This is a genomic window from Ruegeria sp. C8 (assembly GCF_056537565.1).
Map to the genome: position 1 here is coordinate 143616 of NZ_JBQFRV010000006.1, position 25771 is coordinate 169386.

General features: G+C 58.4%; 23 protein-coding genes. 10 read left to right on the forward strand and 13 right to left on the reverse strand.

Annotation, left to right across the window (positions count from 1 at the left end; genetic code table 11):
• Positions 1-74: 74 nt before the first annotated feature.
• Both dnaJ and dnaK read right to left on the reverse strand, forming a co-directional pair.
• The gene (gene dnaJ / locus ACR0KL_RS10195) at positions 75-1223 is read right to left on the reverse strand and encodes a molecular chaperone DnaJ (protein WP_170380244.1); all 1149 of its coding nucleotides are present in this window, start codon (positions 1221-1223) and stop codon (positions 75-77) included.
• Positions 1224-1297: 74 nt separating this feature from the next.
• Positions 1298-3205: a molecular chaperone DnaK gene (gene dnaK, locus ACR0KL_RS10200; RefSeq protein ID WP_170380243.1), complete on the reverse strand. Its 1908-nt coding sequence runs from the start codon at positions 3203-3205 to the stop codon at positions 1298-1300.
• A 214-nt stretch (positions 3206-3419) separates the two neighbouring features.
• Between dnaK and ACR0KL_RS10205 the strand changes: the two genes are divergently transcribed.
• Positions 3420-4022 carry an alpha-ketoglutarate-dependent dioxygenase AlkB gene (locus ACR0KL_RS10205; RefSeq protein ID WP_170680723.1) on the forward strand — a complete coding sequence of 201 codons (603 nt, stop codon included), beginning with the start codon at positions 3420-3422 and terminating at the stop codon, positions 4020-4022.
• Here the strand turns inward: ACR0KL_RS10205 and ACR0KL_RS10210 are convergent.
• Positions 4019-4840, reverse strand: a complete 822-nt coding sequence (locus tag ACR0KL_RS10210; protein WP_170680720.1) for an ABC-2 transporter permease — start codon at positions 4838-4840, stop codon at positions 4019-4021. The two genes, ACR0KL_RS10205 and ACR0KL_RS10210, sit on opposite strands and share 4 nt — an antisense overlap.
• A 122-nt stretch (positions 4841-4962) precedes the next feature.
• Here ACR0KL_RS10210 and cysQ point away from each other — a divergent pair, with 122 nt between their 5' ends.
• From cysQ to ACR0KL_RS10245, 7 genes are all read left to right on the forward strand, one after another.
• Complete coding sequence (gene cysQ / locus ACR0KL_RS10215) at positions 4963-5760, forward strand: 3'(2'),5'-bisphosphate nucleotidase CysQ (protein WP_170680717.1); 798 nt, start codon at positions 4963-4965, stop codon at positions 5758-5760.
• On the forward strand, positions 5760-6560 hold the full coding sequence (locus tag ACR0KL_RS10220) for a 3-deoxy-manno-octulosonate cytidylyltransferase family protein (protein WP_170680714.1): 801 nt from the start codon (positions 5760-5762) through the stop codon (positions 6558-6560). The genes cysQ and ACR0KL_RS10220 overlap by 1 nt, the downstream gene beginning before the upstream one ends.
• 69 nt (positions 6561-6629) lie before the next feature.
• On the forward strand, positions 6630-7613 hold the full coding sequence (galE, locus tag ACR0KL_RS10225) for a UDP-glucose 4-epimerase GalE (protein WP_170680841.1): 984 nt from the start codon (positions 6630-6632) through the stop codon (positions 7611-7613).
• 7 nt (positions 7614-7620) lie between these two features.
• Positions 7621-8682: a glycosyltransferase family 2 protein gene (locus tag ACR0KL_RS10230; protein WP_480776976.1), complete on the forward strand. Its 1062-nt coding sequence runs from the start codon at positions 7621-7623 to the stop codon at positions 8680-8682.
• Between the two features lie 145 nt (positions 8683-8827).
• Positions 8828-9814: a glycosyltransferase family 2 protein gene (locus tag ACR0KL_RS10235; protein WP_170680709.1), complete on the forward strand. Its 987-nt coding sequence runs from the start codon at positions 8828-8830 to the stop codon at positions 9812-9814.
• A complete protein-coding gene (locus ACR0KL_RS10240) occupies positions 9811-11511 on the forward strand; it encodes a DUF5927 domain-containing protein (protein WP_170680706.1) in 1701 nt (566 codons plus the stop codon). The genes ACR0KL_RS10235 and ACR0KL_RS10240 overlap by 4 nt, the downstream gene beginning before the upstream one ends.
• A 6-nt stretch (positions 11512-11517) precedes the next feature.
• The gene (locus tag ACR0KL_RS10245; protein WP_480776977.1) at positions 11518-12939 is read left to right on the forward strand and encodes a nodulation protein NodH; all 1422 of its coding nucleotides are present in this window, start codon (positions 11518-11520) and stop codon (positions 12937-12939) included.
• On the opposite strand, the gene ACR0KL_RS10250 is transcribed toward ACR0KL_RS10245, so the two are convergent.
• The 8 genes from ACR0KL_RS10250 to hslO all read right to left on the reverse strand — a co-directional run bounded on the left by ACR0KL_RS10250 (position 12936) and on the right by hslO (position 22166).
• Complete coding sequence (locus tag ACR0KL_RS10250; RefSeq protein ID WP_170380233.1) at positions 12936-13454, reverse strand: L,D-transpeptidase family protein; 519 nt, start codon at positions 13452-13454, stop codon at positions 12936-12938. The genes ACR0KL_RS10245 and ACR0KL_RS10250 overlap by 4 nt on opposite strands.
• 57 nt (positions 13455-13511) lie before the next feature.
• Positions 13512-14297, reverse strand: coding sequence for an ion transporter (locus ACR0KL_RS10255; protein WP_170380232.1), 786 nt, complete (start codon positions 14295-14297; stop codon positions 13512-13514).
• A 14-nt stretch (positions 14298-14311) separates the two neighbouring features.
• Positions 14312-15541, reverse strand: a complete 1230-nt coding sequence (locus tag ACR0KL_RS10260) for a class I SAM-dependent RNA methyltransferase (RefSeq protein WP_170660941.1) — start codon at positions 15539-15541, stop codon at positions 14312-14314.
• A gap of 38 nt (positions 15542-15579) precedes the next feature.
• Positions 15580-17412, reverse strand: a complete 1833-nt coding sequence (locus tag ACR0KL_RS10265; RefSeq protein WP_480776978.1) for an ABC transporter ATP-binding protein — start codon at positions 17410-17412, stop codon at positions 15580-15582.
• Entirely contained in the window at positions 17409-19247 is a 1839-nt protein-coding gene (locus tag ACR0KL_RS10270; RefSeq protein ID WP_480776979.1) for an ABC transporter ATP-binding protein, read from the reverse strand. Before ACR0KL_RS10270 ends, ACR0KL_RS10265 begins: the two co-directional genes overlap by 4 nt.
• Before the next feature lie 192 nt (positions 19248-19439).
• Positions 19440-20594, reverse strand: coding sequence for a CCA tRNA nucleotidyltransferase (locus ACR0KL_RS10275; RefSeq protein ID WP_480776980.1), 1155 nt, complete (start codon positions 20592-20594; stop codon positions 19440-19442).
• Positions 20591-21187, reverse strand: coding sequence for a CoA pyrophosphatase (locus ACR0KL_RS10280; RefSeq protein ID WP_480776981.1), 597 nt, complete (start codon positions 21185-21187; stop codon positions 20591-20593). Before ACR0KL_RS10280 ends, ACR0KL_RS10275 begins: the two co-directional genes overlap by 4 nt.
• Positions 21180-22166: an Hsp33 family molecular chaperone HslO gene (gene hslO, locus ACR0KL_RS10285; RefSeq protein WP_170680684.1), complete on the reverse strand. Its 987-nt coding sequence runs from the start codon at positions 22164-22166 to the stop codon at positions 21180-21182. Before hslO ends, ACR0KL_RS10280 begins: the two co-directional genes overlap by 8 nt.
• A 76-nt stretch (positions 22167-22242) precedes the next feature.
• On the opposite strand from hslO, the gene ACR0KL_RS10290 reads away from it, so the two are divergent.
• Positions 22243-22686, forward strand: a complete 444-nt coding sequence (locus ACR0KL_RS10290) for an NUDIX hydrolase (protein ID WP_170680681.1) — start codon at positions 22243-22245, stop codon at positions 22684-22686.
• A 100-nt stretch (positions 22687-22786) separates the two neighbouring features.
• Here ACR0KL_RS10290 and ACR0KL_RS10295 read toward each other — a convergent pair whose 3' ends face one another.
• Positions 22787-24058: a SpoIIE family protein phosphatase gene (locus ACR0KL_RS10295; RefSeq protein ID WP_170680678.1), complete on the reverse strand. Its 1272-nt coding sequence runs from the start codon at positions 24056-24058 to the stop codon at positions 22787-22789.
• Between the two features lie 157 nt (positions 24059-24215).
• Between ACR0KL_RS10295 and ACR0KL_RS10300 the strand changes: the two genes are divergently transcribed.
• Complete coding sequence (locus tag ACR0KL_RS10300) at positions 24216-24545, forward strand: Hpt domain-containing protein (protein ID WP_170680673.1); 330 nt, start codon at positions 24216-24218, stop codon at positions 24543-24545.
• Here ACR0KL_RS10300 and ilvA read toward each other — a convergent pair.
• The gene (ilvA, locus tag ACR0KL_RS10305) at positions 24542-25768 is read right to left on the reverse strand and encodes a threonine ammonia-lyase IlvA (protein ID WP_170680664.1); all 1227 of its coding nucleotides are present in this window, start codon (positions 25766-25768) and stop codon (positions 24542-24544) included. The two genes, ACR0KL_RS10300 and ilvA, sit on opposite strands and share 4 nt — an antisense overlap.
• Positions 25769-25771: the final 3 nt, after the last annotated feature.

The window sequence follows — 25771 nt, forward strand, 5'->3', positions numbered from 1 at the left end:
TGGCGACAGATACGTGGGGCGGCGAGATCAGAGTCTCGATTCAAAAAGGCCGCCCCAGTTGGAGCGGCCTGAACTTAGCTTTTCATACCGTCCCAGAAGGACTTCACGGATGAGAAAAAGCTTTTTGATTCTGGATGGTTATCCTCACCCAAATCATCAAACTCACGCAAAAGTTCTTTCTGGCGAGAGGTAAGGTTGACCGGAGTTTCCACAGCCAGTTCGATGAACATGTCACCGATGCCACCACCCCGCAGCGCAGGCATACCCTTGCCGCGCAGGCGCATTTGACGGCCCGATTGGCTGCCGGCCGGGATCTGCACCCGTCCGCGCCCGCCATCAATGGTCGGCACTTCTATGGACCCACCCAGCGCGGCCTTGGCCATGCTGACAGGCACGCGGCAATAGAGGTTCACGCTGTCACGTTCGAACAGTTTGTGGTCCGAGACCTCAACAAAGATATAGAGGTCACCCGGAGGGCCGCCGCGCATACCGGCCTCACCCTCACCCGCGAGGCGGATGCGCGTACCAGTCTCAACACCGGCTGGGATATTGACCGACAGCGCGCGTTCTTTTTCCACACGACCCGCACCATTGCAGGATTTACAGGGGTTTTTGATGATCTGCCCAAGGCCCGAACAGGTCGGACAGGTCCGTTCAACCGTGAAAAAGCCCTGCTGAGCCCGAACTTTGCCCATGCCAGAGCAGGTTGGACATGTCGTAGGTTCAACACCACCCTCAGCGCCCGAGCCGTCACAGGCCGAACAAGCCACGGCGGCAGGAACGTTGATGGTTTTCTGCAGGCCCGAGAAGGCCTCTTCCAGCGTTACGCGCAGGTTATAGCGCAGGTCGGACCCGCGTGCTGCGCGACGTCCGCCGCCGCCACCGCGTTGGCCGCCCATAAAGTCGCCGAAGAGATCATCGAACACATCCGAGAACGCACTGGAGAAGTCACCCTGACCAAAGCCACCGCCAGGACGGCCACCGCCGCCCATGCCGTTTTCAAAAGCGGCGTGACCAAAGCGGTCGTAGGCTGCTTTTTTGTCGGCATCGCGCAGCACGTCATAGGCTTCGTTCGCTTCTTTGAACTGCGCCTCGGCATCCGGGTTGTCTTTGTTGCGGTCGGGATGCAACTCCTTGGCTTTCTTGCGAAAACCTTTTTTGATCTCATCCGCAGATGCGCCCTTGGTTACTCCAAGCACATCATAGTAGTCGCGTTTTGACATCAGTTTTCCCTTCTGCCTCAACGTAGTCGGGCCGGCCCGGCAAGCGGACCGGCCCAGTTTGGCCCGGTTACCGGTTACTTACGCTTGTCGTCGTCCAGATCTTCGAACTCGGCGTCGACAATGTCATCATCCGCAGGACCCGCATCTGCTGCTGCAGGCTCTTCCTCGCCTTCTTCGGCTTGCGCCTTGTAGATGGCTTCGCCCAGCTTCATAGCAGCTTCGGTGACGTTCTGAATGCCGGACTTGATCTTGTCGGCGTTCTCGGTTTCCAGCTCGTCCTTCAGCGCGGCAATGGCCAGCTCAATGGCTTCGATGGTGGTCGGATCGACCTTGTCGGAGTGCTCTTCCATCGACTTCTCGGTCGAATGGATGAGGCTTTCCGCCTGGTTCTTGGCGTCGACCAGCTCGCGGCGTTCCTTGTCGGCTTCCGCGTTCTCTTCGGCGTCCTTGACCATCTTTTCGATGTCCTCGTCGGACAGACCGCCCGAGGCCTGGATGGTGATCTTCTGCTCTTTGCCGGTGCCTTTGTCCTTGGCCGAAACCGAGACAATGCCGTTGGCGTCGATGTCAAAAGTCACCTCGATCTGAGGCATGCCGCGCGGCGCCGGCGGGATATCTTCGAGGTTGAACTGACCCAGGATCTTGTTGTCCGCAGCCATTTCACGCTCACCCTGGAACACGCGGATGGTTACGGCGTTCTGGTTGTCCTCGGCGGTCGAGAAGACCTGAGACTTCTTGGTCGGGATCGTGGTGTTACGGTCGATCAGGCGGGTAAACACGCCACCCAGCGTCTCAATACCCAGCGACAGCGGGGTCACGTCCAGCAGAACCACGTCTTTGACATCACCCTGCAGAACACCGGCTTGGATAGCCGCGCCCATGGCAACCACTTCGTCCGGGTTCACGCCTTTGTGGGGCTCTTTACCGAAGAATTTGGTGACCTCTTCGATCACTTTCGGCATCCGGGTCATACCACCGACCAGAACAACTTCGTCCACGTCAGCAGCCGACAGACCGGCGTCTTTCAGAGCGGCGGCGCAAGGCTTCATCGACTTTTTGATCAGGTCCGAAACCAGTGATTCCAGCTTGGCACGGGTCAGTTTCATGACCATGTGCAGCGGCTGACCGTTCGACCCCATCGAGATGAACGGCTGGTTGATTTCGGTCTGCGAGGTTGAGGACAGCTCGATCTTGGCTTTTTCAGCGGCTTCTTTCAGACGCTGCAGGGCCATTTTGTCCTGGCTCAGGTCGACACCGTGTTCCTTTTTGAACTCGTCCGCCAGGTAGTTGACGATGCGCATGTCAAAGTCTTCACCACCCAGGAAGGTGTCACCGTTGGTCGACTTAACTTCGAACAGGCCGTCGTCGATTTCCAGAATGGTCACGTCGAAGGTACCGCCACCAAGGTCATAGACCGCGATGGTTTGGGTTTCTTCTTTATCCAGGCCATAGGCCAGAGCAGCCGCTGTCGGTTCGTTGATGATGCGCAGAACTTCCAGACCGGCAATTTTACCGGCGTCTTTGGTGGCCTGACGCTGTGCATCGTTGAAGTATGCTGGAACGGTGATAACCGCCTGCGTGACTTCCTCACCCAGGTAGCTTTCTGCGGTTTCCTTCATCTTGCCCAGAGTGAAGGCCGAGATTTGGCTTGGGGAGTACTTTTCACCGCGGGCTTCAACCCACGCGTCCCCGTTGCCGCCATTTACGATGGCATAGGGCACCATTTTCTTGTCTTTTTCGACTTCGGCATCATCTACACGACGACCGATCAGACGCTTGACGCCAAAAATCGTGTTGTCGGGGTTGGTGACCGCCTGACGTTTTGCAGGCTGACCGACCAGTCGCTCATCTTCAGTGAAGGCGACGATCGAGGGCGTGGTCCGCGCCCCTTCGGCGTTTTCGATGACCTTCGGCTGCGAGCCATCCATGATCGCAACACACGAGTTGGTGGTGCCGAGGTCAATCCCGATTACTTTTCCCATATTTTCAATCCCTTTCTCTTCAAGGCGATGTCCCGAGGGCCGGACCCGTTATGGCATCCCGTCCCCGATCTGATGTGCGCGACAGCACTACACCATCGCGCGTCCCGGCGTATATAAGGGCCGGACCAGAGGCCTGCAAGCATTCTGAATTGCAGGTTTTCGGGAATCTGCGGCCTTTTTTGGCAAGGATTTGGTAAGGAATGGGGAATCCGGCATGGCTCGGCTGCTTTTACGGGGAATTGAGATCAGGAAGGGCTATCTGGACAATGCCGCCCAGAACCGGTTGATAGACGCGCTGCGCCCGATTCTGAAATCCGCACCCCTGTTCCGCCCCATGACACCATCGGGCAAAGAAATGTCGGTGCGCATGACGTCTGCCGGAGATTTGGGCTGGGTGACGGACAAGGCGGGCTACCGCTATCAGGACCAGCATCCCGGGGGCATGAACTGGCCCAAGATCCCCGAACTTGTCCTTGCGATCTGGCAAGATCTGGTGGGCCCAGAGCGCGCACCGGATTGCTGCCTGATCAACTACTATGGCGAAGACGCGAAGATGGGCCTGCATCAGGACAAAGATGAGGCCGATTTCTCGTGGCCTGTGTTGTCGGTCTCGCTCGGCGATGACGCGCTCTTCCGCATCGGCAACACAACACGTGGAGGCAAGACGGAATCCCTTTGGCTGAACTCAGGCGATGTGGTGATCATGGGCGGCCCTGCGCGGTTGACTTATCACGGTGTGGACCGCATCCGGTTCAAATCATCCAAACTGCTGCCCAAAGGCGGGCGGATCAACCTAACCCTGCGCGTTGCGCGTTAGCGGCGCGCGCTCCAGCTTTGTGAAACATGTTTCTTGGTGAAGAAAACGCCCAGCAGGCCGATCATTAGCAGCGCGACGCCAACCCAGACCGCATATTCCCAGCTTGTGTTGCGCGGGTAATAATTTCGGAAAACATAACCGCGACACTGGTCAATCAAATGAAAAAGCGGGTTCCAAGCGAACAACATCAACATGTATCCGCCCAGTGCATTGGCCAGAAACATCTTGCCAGAGAAGATCATTTGCAACCGTCGGTACACCGTGGTCAGAATGCCTGCCGTCATTGGAAACCAAGGCCGCAGCGCCATCAAAACCAACCCCACCGCACATCCGGTGAACCATGACAAAAGGACCATAGCAAAGGCAGGCCCGGGCTGTTCGATTACCAATGGATTTACCGCGGCATGGTAGATGAACAGGATGACAAACATCGTCACCATCATGGTGTAGAGCGTCCCAAAAGCCGTGGCCAAAATCGTGATCACCATATTCATAGGTGAATGCAGCATCATTGGGTTGTTACCCGCCCCGACACCCGCGACCTTTTTTACCGATTTGATGTGCAACATGAACAGGAACACACCCGACAAGAGGTACAAAACAATGTCGCCTCGCACCTTGGCCACCCGTGTGCCCATAAATGACATGATCAGGTAGAACACGAGAACCATCGCAAGGACTTGAACAACACTTCGGATAATCGCGACCACCGCGTTCGAGTGCTGGGTCCGGATATCTCGCACAACCGCATGAAAGATCAGCTCGGCCGTGGTGAAGGCACCACCCAGCAGGGTCTTGTTATTCCTGAAATAGAACACGTGTCGGGTCTTTCCTGCTCTGTTGACCTCAGTCTTTCACGAATACCTTGCCGTTCGGTAACCAGCACATCATAAGTCCGTCACCATATTCGATCAACAAACTATCAAATCGGAGCTTTTTTGTGACCTACGACGCCCTTATCCCCGTCATCCGACGTCTGGCACTGGAAGCCGGTGACAAGATCATGGAGATCTACAACTCGGATACGTTCGATGTGAAGGTCAAATCCGACGAAAGCCCTGTGACCGAGGCTGATGAGGCCGCCGATGCGTTGATCTCAGAAGGGCTGCACGCCGCATTCCCCGACATCCTGCTGGTGACCGAAGAACAGGCCGCCTCGCATTCCGAGAAGGGCGAGACATTCCTGATCGTTGATCCGCTGGATGGCACCAAGGAGTTCATCAATCGGCGCGGAGATTTTACCGTCAATATCGCACTGGTCGAAAACGGCACCCCCACGCGCGGCGTCGTCTATGCCCCTGCGCGCGGTCGCATGTTCTACACCCAAGCCGATGGGCAATCGGTCGAGGAAACCGGCGCATTGGACAAGGCTCACGCCGGGGAGATCACGCCGATTTCAGTCTCTAACCCAGACAATTCCGCCCTTTTGATCGTCGCCTCCAAATCGCATCGGGATCAGGCGACCGAGGATTACATCAACAAATATCAGGTGCAGGACAGCAAGAGCGCGGGCTCGTCCCTCAAGTTCTGTCTGGTCGCAACGGGCGAGGCGGATCTCTACCCACGGGTTGGTCGCACAATGGAGTGGGACACCGCCGCCGGGCACGCTGTACTGGCAGGGGCTGGTGGTCAAGTGGTCCGGTTCGACGACCACACACCCCTGACCTATGGCAAGGACGGCTATGCAAACCCGTTCTTCATCGCCTACGCTCCGGGTGTTGAGTTGAAGGAAGCCTGATGTCCGTTCTGATCGCCATTCCCGCCCGCTATGCTTCATCCCGTTATCCGGGCAAGCCTTTGGTGCCGCTGACCGGCACGAAGGGCCAAGCTATGACACTGATTGAACGCTCGTGGCGAGCGGCCAAGTCTGTGTCAGGTGTAGATAAGGTGGTTGTCGCCACAGATGACGACCGCATCCGGGAGGCTGCCGAAGGGTTCGGGGCCGAGGTCGTGATGACCTCGGAAGCCTGCCAGAATGGCACCGAACGCTGTGCCGAGGCGCATGAGGTTTTGGGCGGTAGTTATGAGATCATCGTAAACCTGCAAGGCGACGCGCCGCTGACACCGCATTGGTTTGTCGAAGACCTGATCTCGGGCCTGCGCGCCGCGCCCGAGGCCGGTGTCGCCACACCCGTTCTACGCTGCGACGGGGATGCGCTGAACAGCCTGCTCAATGATCGCAAACACGGGCGTGTCGGCGGCACGACGGCCGTTTTTGCCAGCGATAACAGTGCAATGTATTTCTCGAAAGAGGTGGTGCCCTTCACATCCGACAGCTATGCGGGCACAGATCCAACCCCGGTGTTTCACCATGTAGGTGTCTACGCCTACCGCCCGGATGCATTGGCCGCCTATCCCAGCTGGCCCACTGGCCCGCTAGAGCAGTTGGAAGGTCTGGAACAGCTGCGCTTCATGGAAAACGGCCGCAAGGTTCTATGCGTCGAGGTCGAAGCCAAAGGTCGCCAGTTCTGGGAGCTGAACAACCCTCAGGACGTGCCCAAGATCGAAGCGATGATGGCGGATATGGGGCTGGAGTGATCCCTTTTCCCCCTGACCAAACCTGCGAATCTGGCGTAGAAGCGCCCAAATATGACCAATGGACCTGATATGAAAACGATCCTTGTCACGGGTGGCGCAGGCTACATCGGCTCTCACGCTTGCAAGGCGTTGGCGCAAGCGGGCTTTGTACCGGTGACCTACGACAACCTAGTCACCGGCTGGCAGGATGCGGTCAAGTTTGGCCCCTTTGAACAGGGCGACCTGCTTGACCGCGCGCGGCTGGATGAGGTTTTTGCCAAATATCAGCCTATGGCCGTGATGCATTTCGCCGCGCTCAGCCAGGTTGGCGAGGCCATGAAAGAGCCCGCGCGCTATTGGTCGAACAATGTGACTGGCTCGCTGACTCTGATCGAAGCTGCAGTGGCCGCAGGCTGTCTGGATTTCGTATTTTCATCGACCTGCGCGACCTATGGCGATCAGGACAATGTTGTACTGGATGAGGACACGCCCCAGCACCCGATCAACGCCTATGGAGCCTCAAAGCGCGCGATCGAGGATATCCTGCGGGACTTTGAAGCCGCTCATGGCCTGCGCCATGTGATCTTCCGCTATTTCAATGTGGCCGGTGCCGATCCCGAAGGCGAGGTGGGAGAGTTCCACCGCCCTGAGACCCATCTGATCCCACTGATGCTGGATGCGATAGATGGCAAACGGGATGGCTTGACCGTGTTCGGCACCGACTATGATACGCCCGACGGCACCTGCATCCGCGACTATGTGCATGTCTGCGATCTGGTCGACGCGCATGTTCTGGGCCTGAACTGGCTGCAACAGGGCAAGGACAGCCGAGTGTTCAATCTGGGCACCGGCTCGGGGTTCTCGGTCCTTGAGGTTATCGAGCAGTCCAAAACCGTAACCAACCGCGCTGTTCCCTATAGCGTCGGACCCCGCCGCGCAGGCGATTGTACCAAGCTGGTGTCAGGCTCGATCCGCGCCGAGGGTGAGCTGGGCTGGAGGCCAAAATGCTCAACGTTAGAGACGATGATCACCGACGCGTGGCGTTGGCATCAAACCGGTGCCTACGAGAAATGAGCCGCCGTTGACCCCCGTCAGCGCCCAATTTCCTCGCATCAGCCCGGCCCAGAAATACCGGCTGCGGTGGAAACGGCGCAGGCTGCTGTGGAGATCCTGGCGCAGCCGCCACCAGTTGACCTGTTTGCAGAACAGAACCTCGGATATCCAGAGCGGAGGTATTCTGGCCTTCACCACCCTGCGCAACGAATTGGACCGTCTGCCGTGGTTCTTCCGGCACTACCGCGCCTTGGGCGTCGACCATTTTCTGGTCGTGGACAATGGCAGCGACGACGGATCGACCGAGTATCTCGCGCAGCAACCAGACGTATCGCTCTGGCACACTCAGGCCAGCTACCGCGCCGCGCGCTTTGGGCTGGATTGGCTGACCTCGCTGCAAATCCGGTACGGTCACGGCCATTGGTGCCTGACAGTCGACGCGGATGAGCTGTTGATCTACGCGCATCACGACACCCAGCCGTTGCAAGACCTCACCCGCTGGCTGGAGGGGCAAGGCCGGGCCGGGTTCGGTGCCTTGATGCTGGATCTCTACCCGAAAGGCCCGCTCGGGTCGCAAACCCATAACCCGGAAAGTGATCCGACCGAGGTCCTGAACTGGTTCGACTCCGGCCCCTACCGCGCGCAGCGGCAGACCCCGATGGGCAACCTATGGGTCCAGGGCGGCGCGCGTGAGCGGGTGTTTTTCGCCAATACACGCCAGCGCTCACCAACTTTGAACAAGATCCCTCTGATCAAGTGGTTCCGGCGCTATGCCTATGTAAACTCGACCCATTCCGCGTTACCACGTCACCTGAATGCGCTTTATGATGGGCCGAACGGAGCCGCGCCGTCGGGCGTGCTTTTGCACACGAAGTTTTTGCCCGAGATCGCCAAAAAGTCGCAAATCGAGAAACAGCGCCGCCAGCATTTTCATGATCCCGACCAATTCCAGACATACTATGATGGGATCATCGCGCAGCCGGATATGTGGACGGAGCGGTCCGAGGCTTACACCGGCTGGTTAAAACTACAGCAGTTGGGGCTGATGAATGCAGGGGGCTGGTCGGATCAGCAGGGCCAGGATTACTAACCTGTTGTAAATGCATTGCCCCTCAAGATGAAAAAATGGCATAGTCGGCGGAACCCGGATGTTGGACACTCAGCAATCAATCCGGGGACGCTCGCGTCAATAACAAGGGTTGGGCAGTCGCGTGGGCCTTTTGGAGTCTTATCGCATGAGGTTGCGGCGCAAGCGCCGTCTCGTGCGCTGCGTCAAAAGACGGCGTGAGCTAAAGCCCATCAGCACCAATACCGCCGCAATCCGCCCGGACGATGTGTTGCTGATGAGCGTTGTTCGTAACGAGAAGATCCGCCTGCCCTTCTTTCTGGAATACTACCGCAAGCTGGGCGTGAACCATTTTCTGTTTGTCGATAATGACAGCGACGACGGCAGTCTCGCGTTTCTGCGTACGCAGCCAGATGTCTCGGTCTGGCAGACGAAAACCAGCTATAAAAAGGCGGGGTTCGGGTTGGACTGGTCCAACTATCTGCTGCGCAAATACGCGCATGGGCATTGGGTTCTGACCGTCGATCCGGATGAGTTCTTTATCTATCCGTTTTGCGACACACGCCCGATCAGCGCGCTGACGGATTGGCTGGACAGCTGTGCGGTGCGCAGTTTCGGCACCATGCTGATCGACATGTATCCCGAAGGTCCCGTAGACGACGAACCCTACCATGAGGGTCAGGACCCGTTTGAAATCGCGCGTTGGTTCGATGCCGGGAACTACATGATTTCCAAGAATCCCGAATATAAGAACCTATGGATTCAGGGTGGCCCAAGGGCCCGTGTTTTCTTTCAGGACACCCCCTCGAAGGCCCCGGCGCTGAACAAGATACCCTTAGTGAAGTGGGATCGGCGCTATGTCTATATCAGCTCGACCCATTCGCTGCTGCCGAGGGGTTTGAACCAAGTTTATGACGAATGGGGTGGGGAAAAGACCAGTGGCGCGCTGCTGCATGCCAAGCTGATCAACACGCTTGGCGACAAGGCGCGCGAAGAGATGCAGCGCAATCAGCACTATCGTGGTTCCGGTGAGTACAAGGCCTACGCCAAACAGTTAGAGGAGCAGCCCGTTTTCCGCTGCGATTGGTCGGAACAATACATCAATTGGCGCCAGCTTGAGATTCTGGGCCTCATGTCGAAAGGCAACTGGGCATGAGTTCGCTGGGCATCGTCATGCTGGTCCACACGGCTCTGGACCGGGCCGAGCAGGTCGCCCGCCACTGGACCGCCGCGGGCTGCCCGGTTGTGATCCACGTGGACGGCAAGGTCGCCGAAAAGACGTATTCAAGCTTTGTCGCCTCCTGTGCGGACAACCCTCTGATCGGTTTCTCGGATCGTCGTACTTGCGATTGGGGCCGTTGGGGTATCGTGGCCGCCTCACAATCCGCATCCGAGCAGATGCTGGAGGCCTTCCCAGACGTGCGGCATGTCTTCCTGTCGTCCGGCGCCTGTCTGCCTCTGCGCCCGGTGCAAGAGCTGATCGACTACCTTTCCGACCGTCCCCGCGTCGATTTTATCGAAAGCGCTACAACCGCTGATGTCAGCTGGACGATCGGTGGGCTGGACCATGAACGCTTTACCCTGCGCTTCCCGTTTTCCTGGCGCAATCAGCGCAAACTGTTTGACGCCTATGTAAAACTGCAACGGGCGACCGGCATGCGCCGCCGCATTCCCGATGGCTTGACTCCGCATATGGGCAGCCAATGGTGGTGCCTGACCCGGCAGACCCTCTCGGCCATTTTGCAGGACCCCAGGCGTAAGGTCTATGACCGCTATTTCCGCCATGTCTGGATACCGGATGAAAGCTATTTTCAGACCCTCGCGCGCCTCTATTCCACGCATATCGAAAGCCGGTCACTGACCCTGTCGAAATTCGATTACCAGGGGCGGCCCCACATCTTTTACGATGATCATCTGCAATTGCTACGCCGGTCGGACTGCTTTGTTGCCCGTAAAATCTGGCCCCGGGCCGAGAGACTTTATCACTCTTTCCTGACCGACCAGTCCAGCGCGATACGACCGGCCGAGCCTAACCCGGGCAAGATCGACCGAGTCTTCTCAAAGGCGGTCGAACGGCGCACCCATGGGCGTGATGGCCTCTATATGCAAAGCCGCTTTCCCCGCCACGGGAGCGAGAACGGATTGACGGCGGCGGGGTATTCGGTTTTTCAGGGCTTCTCGGACCTGTTTGAGGAGTTCGAAACCTGGCTGGAGACTACGACCAACACTCGCGTCCACGGGCACCTTTTTGCTCCGAACCGCGCCGAATTCGCTGAGGGTGAGTCGATCACCAATGGCGCGCTTAGCGACAGTGCCACGTTGCGCGACTATAACCCCAAGGCTTTCCTGTCGAACCTGATCTGGAACACGCGCGGCCAACGCCAATGTTTCCAGTTCGGCCCGCGGGACACGCAGGACATCAACTGGTTTCTGGCGCGGGACAAGAACGCGCAGATCTCGGTGATTACCGGGGCGTGGGCGATCCCGCTGTTCCGGTCAAACATGAACTTCGCCGATATCCGGTGCGAAGCCGCCCGCTTGCAACAGATCGAGAGCAAACAGCTTGAAGTGCTGAGCTCGGTTTGGACAAAGGCGCGTGTACGGAGCTGGACACTGGCAGATTTCATTGAGGCCCCAATGGAACCTCTTCAAACCATTCTGGACGAGATCGCGCCACAGACGGCTCGCCACCTGACCGAGGCCCCGCTGATGGTCGATCTGGCGGGCTTTGGGCAGTTTCTCCAGAACCTCAAGAACCAGGGCATGCATCCGCAACTGATGGGCGATTTCCCCGTCGATGATGTGTTTGGAACCCGCACCAAGCCTTTCCGCAAACCTTATCTGGTGCAGTGATCCCCGATGGCCGGTCTCTTTGAATCGTTCGTGATCATGGGTGCGATGCGCACCGGATCAAACCTGTTAGAGGCCAACCTGAACCGGATCGACGGCCTCACCTGCCATGGCGAGGCCTTCAACCCGCATTTCATCGGGCGGGTGAAATCAGACCAGATTCTGGGTCTAACACTGGACGAAAGGGACGACGATCCGGACAGACTTCTAGCAGCCATCCGCACGGCCCCGGACGCGTTGCACGGCTTTCGGTATTTTCAGGAACACGACCCGCGTGTCTTGCCTGAGGTCCTGAACGACCCGCTCTGCGCCAAAATTATCCTCAGCCGCAATCCGCTGGACAGCTATCTGTCGCTGAAGATCGTTCGGAAAACCAAGCAATGGCAGTTGAAGAACATTAAGCGCCGGTTGGAGGAAACGGTCGCATTCGACGCGGCTGAGTTCTCGGACTACGTCGACACCCTTGCCTCTTATCAGACGTCTCTGCTGAACCACCTGCAAAGATCGGGCCAGACCGCCTTTTACATCAACTATGATGACCTGGACGATCTTGAGGTTTTGAACGGTCTCGCCAAGTGGCTGGGAGTCGATGGTCGGTTGGATGCGCTTGACGATACGCTCAAGCCGCAGAACCCGTCAGCCGCCGTGACCAAGGTGACCAACCCGGACGAGATGGCGCGTGCAGTGTCAGGGATGGACCGTTTCGCCCTGCACCGCACGCCGGATCTGGAACCTCGACGCCCCCCAAAGCTGCAAAGACAAATAGCGGCTCCAACAACACCACTGCTATTTTTACCTGTTCCTGGTGGGTTAGAGCCTGTTGTTACCCAGTGGCTGGCGCGGATGGATGGATGCGACGAGGATGCTTTGCACGACACCCCGGACGCGGTCGAAAGCTGGATGCAAGCCCATCCTGGGCTCCGCAAATTCACCGTTCTGCAACATCCGATCGCCCGCGCGCATACTGCGTTTTGTAACTATGTTCTAGCTAAAGACCATGAGGACTATGCCGATATCCGCCACATGCTGCGCAATAGGTTCAAACTGCCGATTCCCGGACAGCTGCGTGAAAAGAATTACTCGAAAGACCAGCACCATGCGGCGTTTGCAGCTTTCCTGACCTTCCTGCATCACAATCTGAACGGCCAGACCCCGATCAGGGTCGATGCGATGTGGTGCAGCCAGTCAAAGGTGATTGAGGCCATGACGCCAATCGCCCTGCCCGACCTGATCCTGCGAGAGGATGACCTGCAGACGGCTCTGCCCGATCTCGCCACAAGCTTGGGGAACGCAAACCCACCCACGCCTGAAATCCGCGCCGCAGATACGCCTTACAGATTGGAAGAGATCTACGACGCACAGCTCGAAGCGCTGGCAGCAAAAGCCTACCAGCGCGACTATGCGAAATTCGGGTTTGGGCCCTGGCGCTAGGGACGCAGAGTGATCAGCGTACCTTTGTTGACCATCGCATAGATCTCTTCGATCTCGTTATTCTTGACGGCGATGCATCCGGCGGTCCAGTCCGGGGTCTTCTTGGCGCGCTTAAGCTCCGACCGCAGACTGGGCTGACCGTGGATAAAGATATCACCACCCGGATCAACGCCCGCCGCCTTGGCCTGAGCTACATCCTGTGAGTTGGGATAGGAAATACCCAAAGACAGATGATAGCGGCTTCTCGGGTTGCGCCGATCGATCAGGTAGCTCCCCTCTGGGGTCCGACCATCACCACGCTTGGTTTTGGTGCCATTGGGCGCAAAGCCCAGATCAACATCATATTCCCGCAAGACATGCTCATGATGCAAAAGGTACATCTTGCGCGCGCTCTTGTTGACGACCAGCGAGGTCACCTCGGGTCCATCATATGTCAGAAATCTGGGTCCGGCTGAGGCACAAGCCGAAAGGCTCAGCGTTGCCATTGCACCCAATCCAAATGCTCGACGATCCATGATTCACTGCCTGCTGCTTTTTTTTGGGTATTATGCCAAAAACTGAAAAAACTGAAATCACTTTTTGATGTTTGATTGCTCAATTAGTCGGCGTTCTATGGCTTCCAGCCGCTCTAGCACCTCATCTCGGTAGGCATCGGTCTTCACTTCGTCCTCGGCGTGGTGCGCATCCTGCATCGAATTCACGATCAGACCGACCAGCAAGTTCACAACCGCGAAGGTGGTGACCATAATAAAGGGCACAAAGAACAGCCAGGCGTAGGGGTAGACCTCCATCACAGGACGCACGATGCCCATGGACCAGCTTTCCAGCGTCATGATCTGGAACAGCGTATAGGCTGAAAGGCCCAGATCCCCAAACCAAGCCGGGAAGGAATAAGAGAACAACTTGGTCGAGATCACCGCGCCAATATAAAACAGAATCGCCATCAGCAGGAACACGCTGGCCATGCCCGGAAGGGCCGAGATAAAACCTTCGACCACCCGGCGCAGACGCGGCGCAACCGAGATCACACGCAAGACCCGCAGGATTCGCAGGGCCCGCAGCACTGACAGACCGCCCGCGCTTGGGACCAGAGCGATGCCAACGATCGTGAAATCGAATAGATTCCAACCACTCTTGAAGAAGTTGCGACCTGAGACGATCAGCTTCATCGCGATCTCGACCACAAAAACCGCAAGGCATAGTTTATCGAGAATGACGATCAGCGACCCAGCCGCGTCCATCAGCGTCGGTGAGGTCTCCATCCCCAGCAAGATCGCGTTAAAGATGATCACAGCCGTGATGAACTGCCCGAAGAGGGGGGCTTCGATGATGCTCTGCAAGCGCTGTTTGAACGCCATGGGTTGCTGTCTCCTTAACGTGCGGGGTTCAGCACAAACCGCGCGGCCAGTTCCGTATGGGACGACCACCGAAATTGGTCAACGACCTGCACCCATTCAAGGGCGTAGCCTGCATCAACCAGCGTTTTTGCATCCCGCGCAAAGGTAATGGGGTTGCACGAGACATAGGCGATCACCGGGGGCTGCGCCTGCGCAAGTTCTGCGACCTGCGCTTCGGCCCCCGCACGCGGCGGGTCAAGGACCACGGCATCAAAGCCCTTGAACTCATCCGGCATTAGTGGGCGCCGGAACAGATCACGGGCCTCACAGGTGACGCGTTTCAACCCCGTGGCCTTGCGCCATCCCTGATTAAGTGCCTGCGTCATAGCGGATTCACCTTCGACCGCGTGAACCTCGACCTCCTGCGCGAGCGGTAGAGAGAAGGTTCCACTCCCGGCAAACAAGTCCACAACCCGCCTTGCACCTTGCGTGGCTTCCAAAACAGCCTGTGTTAGAGCCTGTTCTCCGTCCTTTGTGGCCTGCAGAAAGGCCCCCGGTGGCGGGATGACCCCGGCGATTCCAAAGCGCTGGACTGGCGGTTGCCGCATCGCGATCACCTCACCATCCCAGCTGAGGCGCGCCAGCCCGTGTTTCTCGGTCGCTTGTGCCAAGGCAAGCTCCAGCGGGCCGTCCAAGGGCTTGCCGCCTGACACCGCGATATCCAGACCACCCTCGGACAGGGTCAGCGTAACCGCCAGTACACCTTTGCGGCTGCCACCCAGCAGCGCCAACGCCTCGGCGACCGGGATCGCTTCGATCAAAGCCGGATCCAGAAGATGGCAATCCGGGATTTCGGTGATCGTGTCGGACGCGCGGCCGTGAAATCCGGCCAGCGTGCCTTTCTTCGTCCGCCGCACGGCAATCGTTGCCCGCCGACGAGACCGCTCGGGTGAAGTGTGGATCGGCCGCATCGGGGCCTCGAGGCCCTGTGCTGACAGCGCTGCGCGCACGATTTCCACCTTCCAATCCGCCACAAAGGCGTCTGAGGCGTGCTGCAACTGGCAGCCTCCACACGCTTTGTAGTGGCGGCAAGGGGCTTTAACCCGTTGATCGGACGGGGTTTCCACCCTCATGTCTTCCAGTAGCTGGCCGACCAAGGTTCCGCTGACCACTTCGCCCGGCAAAGTTCGGGGAATATAGACAGGGCCGTCTGCGATGCCGTCACCCTGATGACCAAGGCGGTTGATGGTGAATTGCTGCGTCATGGGGGCCTGATAGCCGGGCTTTGTCTGCAACAAAACCCTTATTCTGCGGCCTCGGCCTGAATGAAACCACCCGACTGGCGATGCCAGAACCGCGCATACAGCCCGCCCTGGTCCAAAAGCGCCTCATGCGTGCCGGCTTCAACGATCCGCCCCTGATCCAGCACGACGATCCGGTCCATCTCGCTGAGGGTCGACAGGCGATGCGCGATGGCAAGCACGGTTTTACCCTCCATCACCCGATGCAGCGCAGTCTGGATCGAGGCCTCGACCTCGGAATCTAGCGCCGAGGTCGCCTCGTCCAGCACAAGGATAGGCGCGTCCTTAAGAATGGCACGGGCCAGGGCGATCCGCTGCCGTTGTCCACCGCTGAGTTTCACGCCTCGCTCACCCAAGTGCGCGTCGTAGCCTTTCCGGCCCTGCGCGTCTTCGAGGCTCAGGATGAACTCATGCGCTTCAGCTTTCTCGGCGGCCTCGATCATCTCGGCCTCGGACGCATCGGGGCGGCCATACAGAATATTCTCACGCGCTGAACGGTTGAACATGGCGGTTTCCTGCGTGACCATCCCGATCTGACGGCGCAGGCTGTCTTGGGTTACTTGCGACACATCCTGCCCGTCAATCGAAATCGCGCCTTTTTCCCCGTCATAGAGCCGCAACAACAGCGAAACGAGGGTGGATTTGCCCGCACCTGACGCCCCAACGATGCCCAGCTTTTCGCCCGGTGCGATCGTCAGGTTCAGATCAGAAACCCCGCCAATATCCCGACCATAGGCAAAGCTGACCGCCTCAAAAGCGATGCTGCCCAGAGACACAACCAAGTCCTTGGCTGCTGCGGCATCTTCAACCCGATCCCGCTTGGCCAGCGTTTTCATGCCGTTTTCGATCTCGCCAACATTGGCGTAGAGACCCATCAGCGTAAAGCTGACCCAGCCCGTCATCTGGGAAATGCGGATCGCAACCGCACCTGCCGCCACAATATCTCCGGCCGTAGCCATCCCCAGTTGCCAAAGCCATAGCGTTGCACCCAGCAGCATAACGGGCAGAACCCCTGCCAGAACCATCAGAATGAACCGGAAGGTGGCGGATAGCTTGCCGAAATCCAGAGATCTTTCGCGCAGGTCGACCATCGCGTTTCGCGCTGTCTGATCTTCATAAGCGGAGTGGGCGAACAGCTTGACGGTTTTGATATTGGTGATCGTATCCACCACCTGCCCCGACACCATCGCCCGTGCGCCCGCCCGCGCGGCCGAGCGTTTGCGAATGCGGGGCAGATACCAGCGGACCAGCATGAAATAGACCACCAGCCAACCCGCAAAGGGCAGCATCACCAACGGGTGAATAGACCCTAACAAAAGCAAAGATCCAACAAGAGACGCCAAAGCAAAGACAATTGCACTGATCGTTTCCGACACGACCGAGGCCATCGCGTTCGAGGTTTGCATCTGTTTCTGCGCAATCCGACCGGCAAAATCGTCGTCGAAATAGGTGACTGACTGACCCAGTGTCCAACGGTTCAGCTTGGCCAGAACCAAGGGCGGGATGTTCGGCATGACGATGTAGTTGTTCGACACCGAGGACAGGCCGAACAGGATTGGGCGGATCACCATGAAGAACGCTGCCGCGCCGACTATCATCCAGATATTCTCAGCGGCCAGAAAACGCTCGGACCCGCCCGAGGTGGCGACGTCGATCACTCGGCCCAGAATCCAGGCGGTGGCCGCCTCCATCGCGCCAGCGATCGCCGAGAACGCCGCCGCGACAAACAGCATGGGCCAGGCGCCTGACAGGCTCCAGCGAATAAACGCCCCCAGCGTTTGCGGTGGGGGCGTCTCGATGTTCTTGAACGGGTTGATGAGGTCGGCAACCCTCATTCAGCGGCCTCCGGATTCATGAAGCCGCCAGATTGCCGCGCCCAGAACTGCGCGTAAAGGCCACCCTGCGCCAAAAGGTCGGCATGCGCGCCCTCTTCCACAATCCGGCCCGCATCCATCACCAGAATACGGTCCATCTGAGCGATGGTGCTGAGCCTGTGGGCAATAGCAATCACGGTTTTTCCTTGCATCATACCGTAAAGGGTTTCCTGAATGGACGCTTCGACCTCGGAATCTAGGGCGGATGTCGCCTCATCCAACAGCAAAATCGGCGCGTCCTTCAGAATGACCCGCGCCAGCGTGACCCGCTGCCGCTGACCTCCTGATAGCTTCACGCCACGCTCACCCACATGCGCGTCATACCCGGTTCTGCCCTGAGGGTCCTGCAGGTCGAGAATGAACTCATGCGCTTCGGCCTGTTTGGCGGCGGCGATCATCTGATCCTCGGTCGCGTTCGGACGGCCATAGAGGATATTGTCGCGCACCGACCGGTGCAGCAAAGCGCTGTCCTGCTGGACCATGCCGATACGGCTGCGCAAACTGTCCTGCGTGACCTGCGCGATGTCCTGATCATCGATCAGAATGGCCCCTCGTTCAACGTCGTAAAACCGCAAAAGAAGCTTTACTAGGGTCGATTTTCCGGCCCCAGAGCGCCCGATCAGGCCAATCTTCTCGCCCGGTTGAATGGTCAGGTTGATGTGGTCCAAACCTCCGGCCTCGCGGCCATAGTGGTGCGACAGATCGTTGATTTCGATCTTACCCTCGCTCAGTTGCAATGGCTTCGCTGTAGGCGCATCTAGTAAGTCGATGGGCTGGGCGATTGTTTCCATCCCCTCAGCGACGATGCCAAGCTGGCGGAAGAAGCTGGTCAGCGCCCACATGATCCACCCGGTCATCGCATTCAGGCGCAGCGTCAAGGCCGTCGCCGCCGCAACGACACCAACCGAAGCCGTGCCCTGCATCCACAGGGAAATAGCCCATCCCACGACGCCCACAATCAGCAGGCCGTTCAATGTGACCAGAACCGCGTCCATTATGGTGAATATCCGCATTTCGATCTGGAAGGTGCGGCGCGTCTCTTCAATGGCTTCGCGGGCATAATCCATTTCTTGCCGGCCATGGGCGAACATCTTGACCGAGTGGATATTGGTATAGCTGTCCACCACACGCCCCGTCACGGTCGAGCGCGCATCGGATGCTGCTTTGGACGCCGGGCCAACGCGCTGGATCGTCCAGCGCACCAACAGCGCATAAAGCGCGAACCAGATCAGCAGCGGGATCAACAATCGCGGGTCTGCCGCATAGAGCAGAATCGCCGCGCCGATCAGATACGCGAGCGAGAACGAAATCGCGTCAAAGACCTGGAACACCACCTCGCCCGCGGCAGGAGGGGTCTGCATGATCCGGTTGGCAATCCGCCCGGCAAAGTCATTCTCGAACCAGCCAACCGACTGACGCAGAACGTGTTTATGTGCCCGCCAGCGGATCAGCGTGCCAAAGTTCGGCAGAATTGTATTGTTGAGCAGCAGTACGTCGATCAAATGCAGCAAGGGACGCAGCAGCAGGACAAACGCAGCCATCAGCAACAGCTCGGTCCCGTGGTTCTGCCAGACCTCTGCCGGAGTTCCACCCAGCAGATCGACCACGCGACCCATATAGGCGATCAACCCGATCTCAACCCCGGCAACGATGATCGAGATCAGCGCCGCCCAGGCAAACACCCGATAGAACGGCCGCGAATAGTCCAGCATGAACGGCCACAGCCGCGTCGGCGGCGCGTCGGCTTCTTTATAGGAGCCAAAAGGGTCAACGAGGTTTTCGAAATAGCGAAACATAGAGGAGTGCTCCGATTGAGCAGAAAATTAGACATGCGAAGAAGAATGGCGCCTGAACACCACCCTATACGGGGTAAGCGTCCCGGCTTTAGCCGAACCAGATCCCGTAATACATTCGCAGTCCTCCATCTATGTGACAGGCGCACGTAAGCACAAACGTTCTGATTTGTCATCCCCTTTTGAGACTTAGCGCTACCCGGCCAGCAAATCCTCGCGCGTCAGGGTAAAGCCGGATGCGATCCAGCTTGCCTCAAGATCAGCCAGTTTCTTGCCCAGCGCAGGGCCAGAAAAGTTGGGGATGAGGTCCGTTGCCTTGATCGGGAACTGCGCGGCGGCCCCAGAATGCAGTGCCGTGCGCAGATCCTCGGACCAGGGGCGCTCCAGGAGTGCGCATCGCAGCAGTGTTTCGTGCAAGCCCCCCTCGTCGCCGTAGCGGTAGCCGAGTTCCGCTACACTGGTCGAGGCCTGCGCCTCCTCCCGCATCCGGATCAGACGTTGCAATTGATTGCGGCTCAGGCGCAGGGTCGCAGCATCCTCGGGCGTGGCAATGGCCGCCAACCGGCGCACTGCGTCCGGTTCGGCACCTGCGGCCTGCTCGATCCCGACCAAAGGCGCAAGGGCGCGATCATCCGCGCCCGGTAGAAGCTGCGCCAACACCCCCGTGCTGCGCATTGCGGCAACAGATGGGGCCGGATCCAGCGCACCCAACAGTTTCAACAGCTCGGCCCCGACACGTTCCCGCGACAAGGTGGACAAACCGTCCAGATTCGCAGCAATCGCGGCCAGAGCATCCGGGTCGAAACCGGCCTCAGCATCTCCGTACCAGGCATGAAACCGGAAATAGCGCAGGGATCGCAGGTAGTCTTCGCGGATGCGGTTTTCTGCAGTCCCGATGAATCGAACGCGGCGGGCCTGAAGGTCCGGCAGGCCTAAAAGCGGGTCTAACACGACGCCATTTGGCTTTGCGTAGATGGCATTCATGGTGAAATCGCGCCGTGCTGCATCCTCTTCCACCTTGTCCGAGAAGGCCACGACCGCGCGGCGGCCATCGGTTTCCACATCGCGGCGAAAGGTGGTGATCTCATGCGGGATGTGATTGCAGACCACAGTGATCGTGCCGTGATCAATCCCCGTGGGAATCGCCTTGAGCCCGGCGCTCTGCGCCAGCTCCAGCACCCTTTTGGGATGCGCATCTGTTGCGATATCAATGTCCGATACTGGCGCGCCCAAAAGCGCGTTGCGCACACATCCCCCCACAAACAGCGCTTGCGCGCCGCCATCCGTGAGGGCTGCGCATACCTTTTGTGTCGCAGGGTCCGAAACCCAAGCCGCGCTGATTTGCTTCATTCACTCACCCGTGCTGCAAGCCCGCGCAATATGCGGGCGGTCGCGCCCCATATGTAATAAGGGCCATAGGGCACGGCGAAATACTTCCGTCTTGTCCCCTGCCAACGGCGCGACTCGATCACATAATTCGCAGGGTTCAGCACATGTGCAAGGGGGACCGAGAAAATTTCGTCTACTTCGCCCGGCTCAGGCACCGGATCGAAGCCCTGCCGGATGATTGCCACCACCGGAGTAACCGAGAAGGACGTGACGGTTTCATGCGTGGGCAGAAAGCCCAGGACTTCAGGCAGGTCAATGGGCAGACCGACCTCTTCCCGCGCCTCGCGTAGGGCAGCGGCGGTGACATCCGCGTCGCCTTCATCCTGCTTGCCGCCGGGAAAGGCGATCTGGCCAGGGTGATGCTTCAACGCCGAGGAGCGTTTGGTCAGGATCAGCCGTGGCATCCCGTCCGCGACGGTGATCGGCACAAGCACCCCCGCCGGGCGCAGTTTTCGCCCCGGCGGCAGCACGGTGTCTGGGTTCAGGTCAAAATCACTGGACCCATGGCCCGGACGAGCCAAAGCCGTCCGGAGTTGCGTCTCTAACTCACACACTTTTGCTGTCTTCGGCGTCAAAGCCCACGGTAGCAGGGTCCAGCACATAATGCGCACCGCAGAACTGACAATCGGCCGTAACCTGACCTTCGGGGGTGGTCATCTTTTCGATGTCCTTGGCCGAATAGATCGACAGGCTCTGGCGCACACGCTCTTCTGAACAAGTGCAACCGAACTGTACCTGCTGCGCGTCATAGACCCGTGGGTTTTCCTCATGGAACAGACGCACCAGCAGATCGGTTGGCGCAATCGAGGGGCCGATCAGTTCAAGATCCTCGACCGTGTCCAGCAGTATATTGACACGGCCCCAGTTCTCACCTTCTTCGCCATCGACAAGATCAGTGGCGGTCAGGATCTCTCCGGTGCCTTCGCTGGACGCCGCAAAAGGCGAGGCTTTGGGCATATGTTGCAACATGATGCCGCCTGCGCGCCAATGCTCACCCACACCCGGTTCAGTCGATTTGCCGAAGCTCAGCGAGAACCGGGTCGGCAACTGCTCGGACTGCGCAAAATAGGCTTCGGCACAAGCACTGATCGAGCCTCCGGCCAGCGGAGTGATGCCCTGATAAGGCTGCGTGCCTTCGCCCTGGTCGATCATGATCGCGAAATAACCCTCGCCCACCTGTTCGAAGGGCGTACCATCGGTCAGACGGTCGCGGTCGAAACTGGCGTAAGCGCGGATGCGGGCCGGCTCACCCTCTTTCTGTGGTGCGTAGTAGTCGGTGGCAATCATGCGCACCGGACCCTTGGACTGCACCTGCAGCGACAGCTTCCAGCGAAGCGAGACAGTCTGGCCGATCAACGCGGTCAGCAGGGCCATCTCGGCCACCAGGGCCTCAACCTTTTCCGGATAGTCATGCTGTTTCAGGATGCCGTCCAACACGCCATCCAGACGGGCCACGCGCCCGCGCATGTCCGATACATCGAGTTGAAAGGGCAGGACGGTATCGTCCCACGCGATTTTTGTTCCAAGAGACATGGGGTTTCCTTACACGCCAAGGGTTGGCATACCGGCACCATATAGGTCGCAGAGATTGGGTTGTAAGGGGCCATACATGATCAGACGGTTCGGCGAAAGCCCTGAACCCGGGCGCAAGTACACCCGGCGGGTCGGAGTCTACGCGTTGCTGCCCCGCTCAGGGCACCTTCTTCTGACCTGCCAGACCGAACCGGGGCCGGATCTGCAATTGCCCGGCGGCGGAATAGATCCGGGTGAATCACCCGCAACCGCTCTGCACCGCGAAGTATTTGAGGAAACGGGCTGGCTGATCGCGGCACCCCGTCGTGTCGGCGCGTTCCGGCGATTTACCTATATGCCGGAATATGACCTCTGGGCCGAGAAGGTCTGCCTGATCTATCACGCGCGCCCGGTACGACGACTGGGGCCACCGAGCGAACCGTTCCACGAAGCGCTCTGGATGCATACCGCCGACGCGGTTGAAACGCTGGGCAACGATGGCGATCGCCATTTCGCGATGCTGCATCTTCGCAGGCTTTAGATCGTTTCGGGTTTAGCCTGCGACGCGAATACCCTGCCACGCTTTCAGCGTTTTCGGGACATTTGTTTCACTTGATGATTCAGGTAAAATCCAAAACGCTTTAGGCCCCATTATATTCGAAGAACACGGCCGAGACATCGTCGCCCATACCGCTTTCAGGTGACATCACCTGTGTCAGGCGCCAGAACAGATCGTCCAAAAACTCAGGCCCACCGCGACCCGCCGCACAGTCGAGCGCCATGTCCCGCAAGCCGTCGTCATCCAGCATTCCGCCTTCAGCCAAAGCGCATTCCGTGAACCCGTCTGAATGCAGTAACAAACGGTCCCCCGGCTCCATCTTCGTCTCAATCTGCTGAAACTTCACATCCGGGATCAACCCGATGGGTAGCCCACCTTCGCCCAAAAACTCGGTCGTGCCATCGCGCCTTAGCATCAACGGATGTGGATGCCCGGCCTGAACCATCCTGATATGCCCGTTGCGCAGATCTACAATGGCATAGACCATAGTAAAATATTCTTCGATCCCGGCATCCGCCAGCAATCGGGAATTCAGCATCCCCGCGACTTCCTCCGGGGGAAGCAAAGCGTAGAATTTGTCAAACCGCTTTTCCATTGCGACGTTCTGTTCGAAATGTTTGCTGGACAGATAACCGCCCAACCGCGCCGTCATCATCGCCGAGGTGATGCCGTGACCAGATACATCAATGCTGTAGAACCCAAGGCGGTTCGGACCGGGTGAGAACATCCCCACCAGATCGCCCCCGATATGCCCGCAGGGTTTCAACAACAGGCTGACACGCGAATTTCCGAACTCTTGCGTGAGGTCGGGCACCAGCGATTCCTGTATCTTGCGGGCTTGGATCAGGTCCTTGTCGATGGCCTCATGCGCAAGTTTCAGCTCTTGCAGGGCGGATTCGATCAGTCGGTTTTTCTGGGATAACTCACGCTGCATATCCAGAATCCGCGCCCCAGCCGAGATACGCGCGCGCAGCTCATCCGCCTCAAGCGGTTTGATCAGGAAATCATCTGCGCCTGCATCTAGACCGCGCGCAACCTCATGCTTTTCGCTTTTGGAAGTGAGCAAGATAAAATAGCTGTAATGTTCCGCCTCGAGCGCGCGGAAGGCGCGGCAGAACTCAAGCCCGCTCATCCCCGGCATGACCCAATCGCTGAGAACAAGGTCCGGCGCGGCTTCGGTGCAGATATCTATCGCCGCCTCGCCATTGTCGGCCTCAAGTACCTCAAATCCCCATTTCTTGAGCGAGGCCACCAGAATGCGCCGTTGCAGGCGGCTGTCATCCACAACCAGCACCCTCCGGATTGCACCGAAGTCCAGATCGGATCTGGTTTCCTCAAGACTTGCCGCTGGCACTCTGCAACCCCACACGCTTCCTTTTATCGGGATGGTGTGACCCTACGCGTTTGGGGCTTAACATCGGGTGAAGGTCGATAGAGGCCGACGCTTAACCTGGTATTTACTCAGGCCGCGCTACCAAGGATCTATTCAATTCCGATGCAGGACGCGACCCATGATCCACTGGCCCCGAGTTCGACAGCTCCGTGACGAGGTTGGCGCTGATGAATTCGATGAGGTTGTCGAGATCTTTCTGGACGAGGTGCAAGAGGTCATCGCCCGCGTGCATGCAGACACCGCGCGGCAGGATCTTGAACAGAACCTGCATTTCCTGAAAGGCAGCGCCCTGAGCCTTGGGTTCGAGGTGTTCTCGAAGCTCTGTCAGGATGGCGAAAGGCTGGCCGCTTCCGGAGAGGCGGCGAAAGTCGATCTTAAGGAAGTCCTCGCCGCGTTTGATGCGTCGAAAGTGGTGTTTCAAACCGAACTTAAAGACAATCTGCACTAGATCACAAACTGTGCCAGCGTCTCATCCTCGGTGATGTCGGTATAGGTAAATCCAGCCTCATCCAGATGCGCAAAGAGGCGGGCGAAGTTCTCGGGCTTGTGGGTTTCGATCCCGATCAGGACCGAGCCGAAATTACGCGCTGATTTCTTCATGTATTCGAACCGCGCGATATCGTCTTCGGGGCCGAGGATGCTCAGGAACTCTTTCAACGCGCCAGGACGCTGCGGCAGGCGCAAGATGAAGTATTTCTTGACCCCGGAATAGCGCTGCGCGCGCTCCTTGACCTCGGGCAGACGCTCAAAATCGAAATTGCCGCCAGAGGTGACACAAACAACCGTTTTGCCACGGATAAAGCTTTGCACATCAGCAACCGCCTCAATTGCCAATGCGCCAGCGGGTTCCAGCACGATGCCTTCCACATTAAGCATCTCGATCATTGTGGTGCAGATGCGATCCTCGGACAGGACCAGCACATCCGATAAGTGACGGTCTTTCAACAGCTCAAACGGCTTGGCACCGATCTTGCCGACCGCCGCGCCATCGACGAAATTATCTACGTGATCCAAGGCAACCGGATGCCCTGCAGCCATTGCCGCGTGCAGACAGGCCCCACCTTTGGGTTCGACAAGCAAACAGTGGGTCCGATCCCCGAACCAGGTTGCCACGCCGGAAGACATGCCGCCGCCGCCGACCGGTAAGATGACATGGTCGGGCACACGGCCTAGCTGTTCCTCGATCTCGACCGCAAGCGAAGCCTGACCTTCGATCACATCCTCATCATCGAAGGGCGACAGGAAATGCCCGCCCTCCTTTGCGCACCAAGCTTGTGCCGCCGCAAGCGTGTCGTCGAAATAGTCTCCGCTGAGATGAACCTCGATATTGTCGCCGCCGAAAATACGGGTCTTCTGGATCTTCTGCTGAGGCGTGGTGACCGGCATGAAGACCACCCCCTTCACACCCAGATGCTTGCACATGAAGGCCACGCCCTGAGCGTGATTGCCGGCGCTGGCACAAACGAACAGATCCTGCCCCTGCTGCTTGCGCATGGCATTGAAGGCGCCTCGGATCTTGTAGGAGCGTACCGGGCTGAGGTCCTCTCGCTTGAGCCAGATATCAGCACCGTAGCGGTCAGACAGATGGGCATTCCGCTGCAAAGGCGTTGCTGGAAACACAGAGCGCATCGCCTGTTCGGCAGCGCGGGCACGGGTCATGAAATCGCTCATGCC

Excerpts from the sequence above, each read along its gene's own strand:
- dnaJ (WP_170380244.1), bottom strand. The coding sequence starts at position 1,223 with ATGTCAAAACGCGACTACTATGATGTGCTTGGAGTAACCAAGGGCGCA.
- dnaK (WP_170380243.1), bottom strand. The coding sequence starts at position 3,205 with ATGGGAAAAGTAATCGGGATTGACCTCGGCACCACCAACTCGTGTGTT.
- ACR0KL_RS10205 (WP_170680723.1), top strand. The coding sequence starts at position 3,420 with ATGGCTCGGCTGCTTTTACGGGGAATTGAGATCAGGAAGGGCTATCTG.
- ACR0KL_RS10220 (WP_170680714.1), top strand. The coding sequence starts at position 5,760 with ATGTCCGTTCTGATCGCCATTCCCGCCCGCTATGCTTCATCCCGTTAT.
- galE (WP_170680841.1), top strand. The coding sequence starts at position 6,630 with ATGAAAACGATCCTTGTCACGGGTGGCGCAGGCTACATCGGCTCTCAC.
- ACR0KL_RS10235 (WP_170680709.1), top strand. The coding sequence starts at position 8,828 with ATGAGGTTGCGGCGCAAGCGCCGTCTCGTGCGCTGCGTCAAAAGACGG.
- ACR0KL_RS10240 (WP_170680706.1), top strand. The coding sequence starts at position 9,811 with ATGAGTTCGCTGGGCATCGTCATGCTGGTCCACACGGCTCTGGACCGG.
- ACR0KL_RS10245 (WP_480776977.1), top strand. The coding sequence starts at position 11,518 with ATGGCCGGTCTCTTTGAATCGTTCGTGATCATGGGTGCGATGCGCACC.
- ACR0KL_RS10250 (WP_170380233.1), bottom strand. The coding sequence starts at position 13,454 with ATGGATCGTCGAGCATTTGGATTGGGTGCAATGGCAACGCTGAGCCTT.
- ACR0KL_RS10255 (WP_170380232.1), bottom strand. The coding sequence starts at position 14,297 with ATGGCGTTCAAACAGCGCTTGCAGAGCATCATCGAAGCCCCCCTCTTC.
- ACR0KL_RS10260 (WP_170660941.1), bottom strand. The coding sequence starts at position 15,541 with ATGACGCAGCAATTCACCATCAACCGCCTTGGTCATCAGGGTGACGGC.
- ACR0KL_RS10265 (WP_480776978.1), bottom strand. The coding sequence starts at position 17,412 with ATGAGGGTTGCCGACCTCATCAACCCGTTCAAGAACATCGAGACGCCC.
- ACR0KL_RS10270 (WP_480776979.1), bottom strand. The coding sequence starts at position 19,247 with ATGTTTCGCTATTTCGAAAACCTCGTTGACCCTTTTGGCTCCTATAAA.
- ACR0KL_RS10275 (WP_480776980.1), bottom strand. The coding sequence starts at position 20,594 with ATGAAGCAAATCAGCGCGGCTTGGGTTTCGGACCCTGCGACACAAAAG.
- hslO (WP_170680684.1), bottom strand. The coding sequence starts at position 22,166 with ATGTCTCTTGGAACAAAAATCGCGTGGGACGATACCGTCCTGCCCTTT.
- ACR0KL_RS10290 (WP_170680681.1), top strand. The coding sequence starts at position 22,243 with ATGATCAGACGGTTCGGCGAAAGCCCTGAACCCGGGCGCAAGTACACC.
- ACR0KL_RS10300 (WP_170680673.1), top strand. The coding sequence starts at position 24,216 with ATGATCCACTGGCCCCGAGTTCGACAGCTCCGTGACGAGGTTGGCGCT.
- ilvA (WP_170680664.1), bottom strand. The coding sequence starts at position 25,768 with ATGAGCGATTTCATGACCCGTGCCCGCGCTGCCGAACAGGCGATGCGC.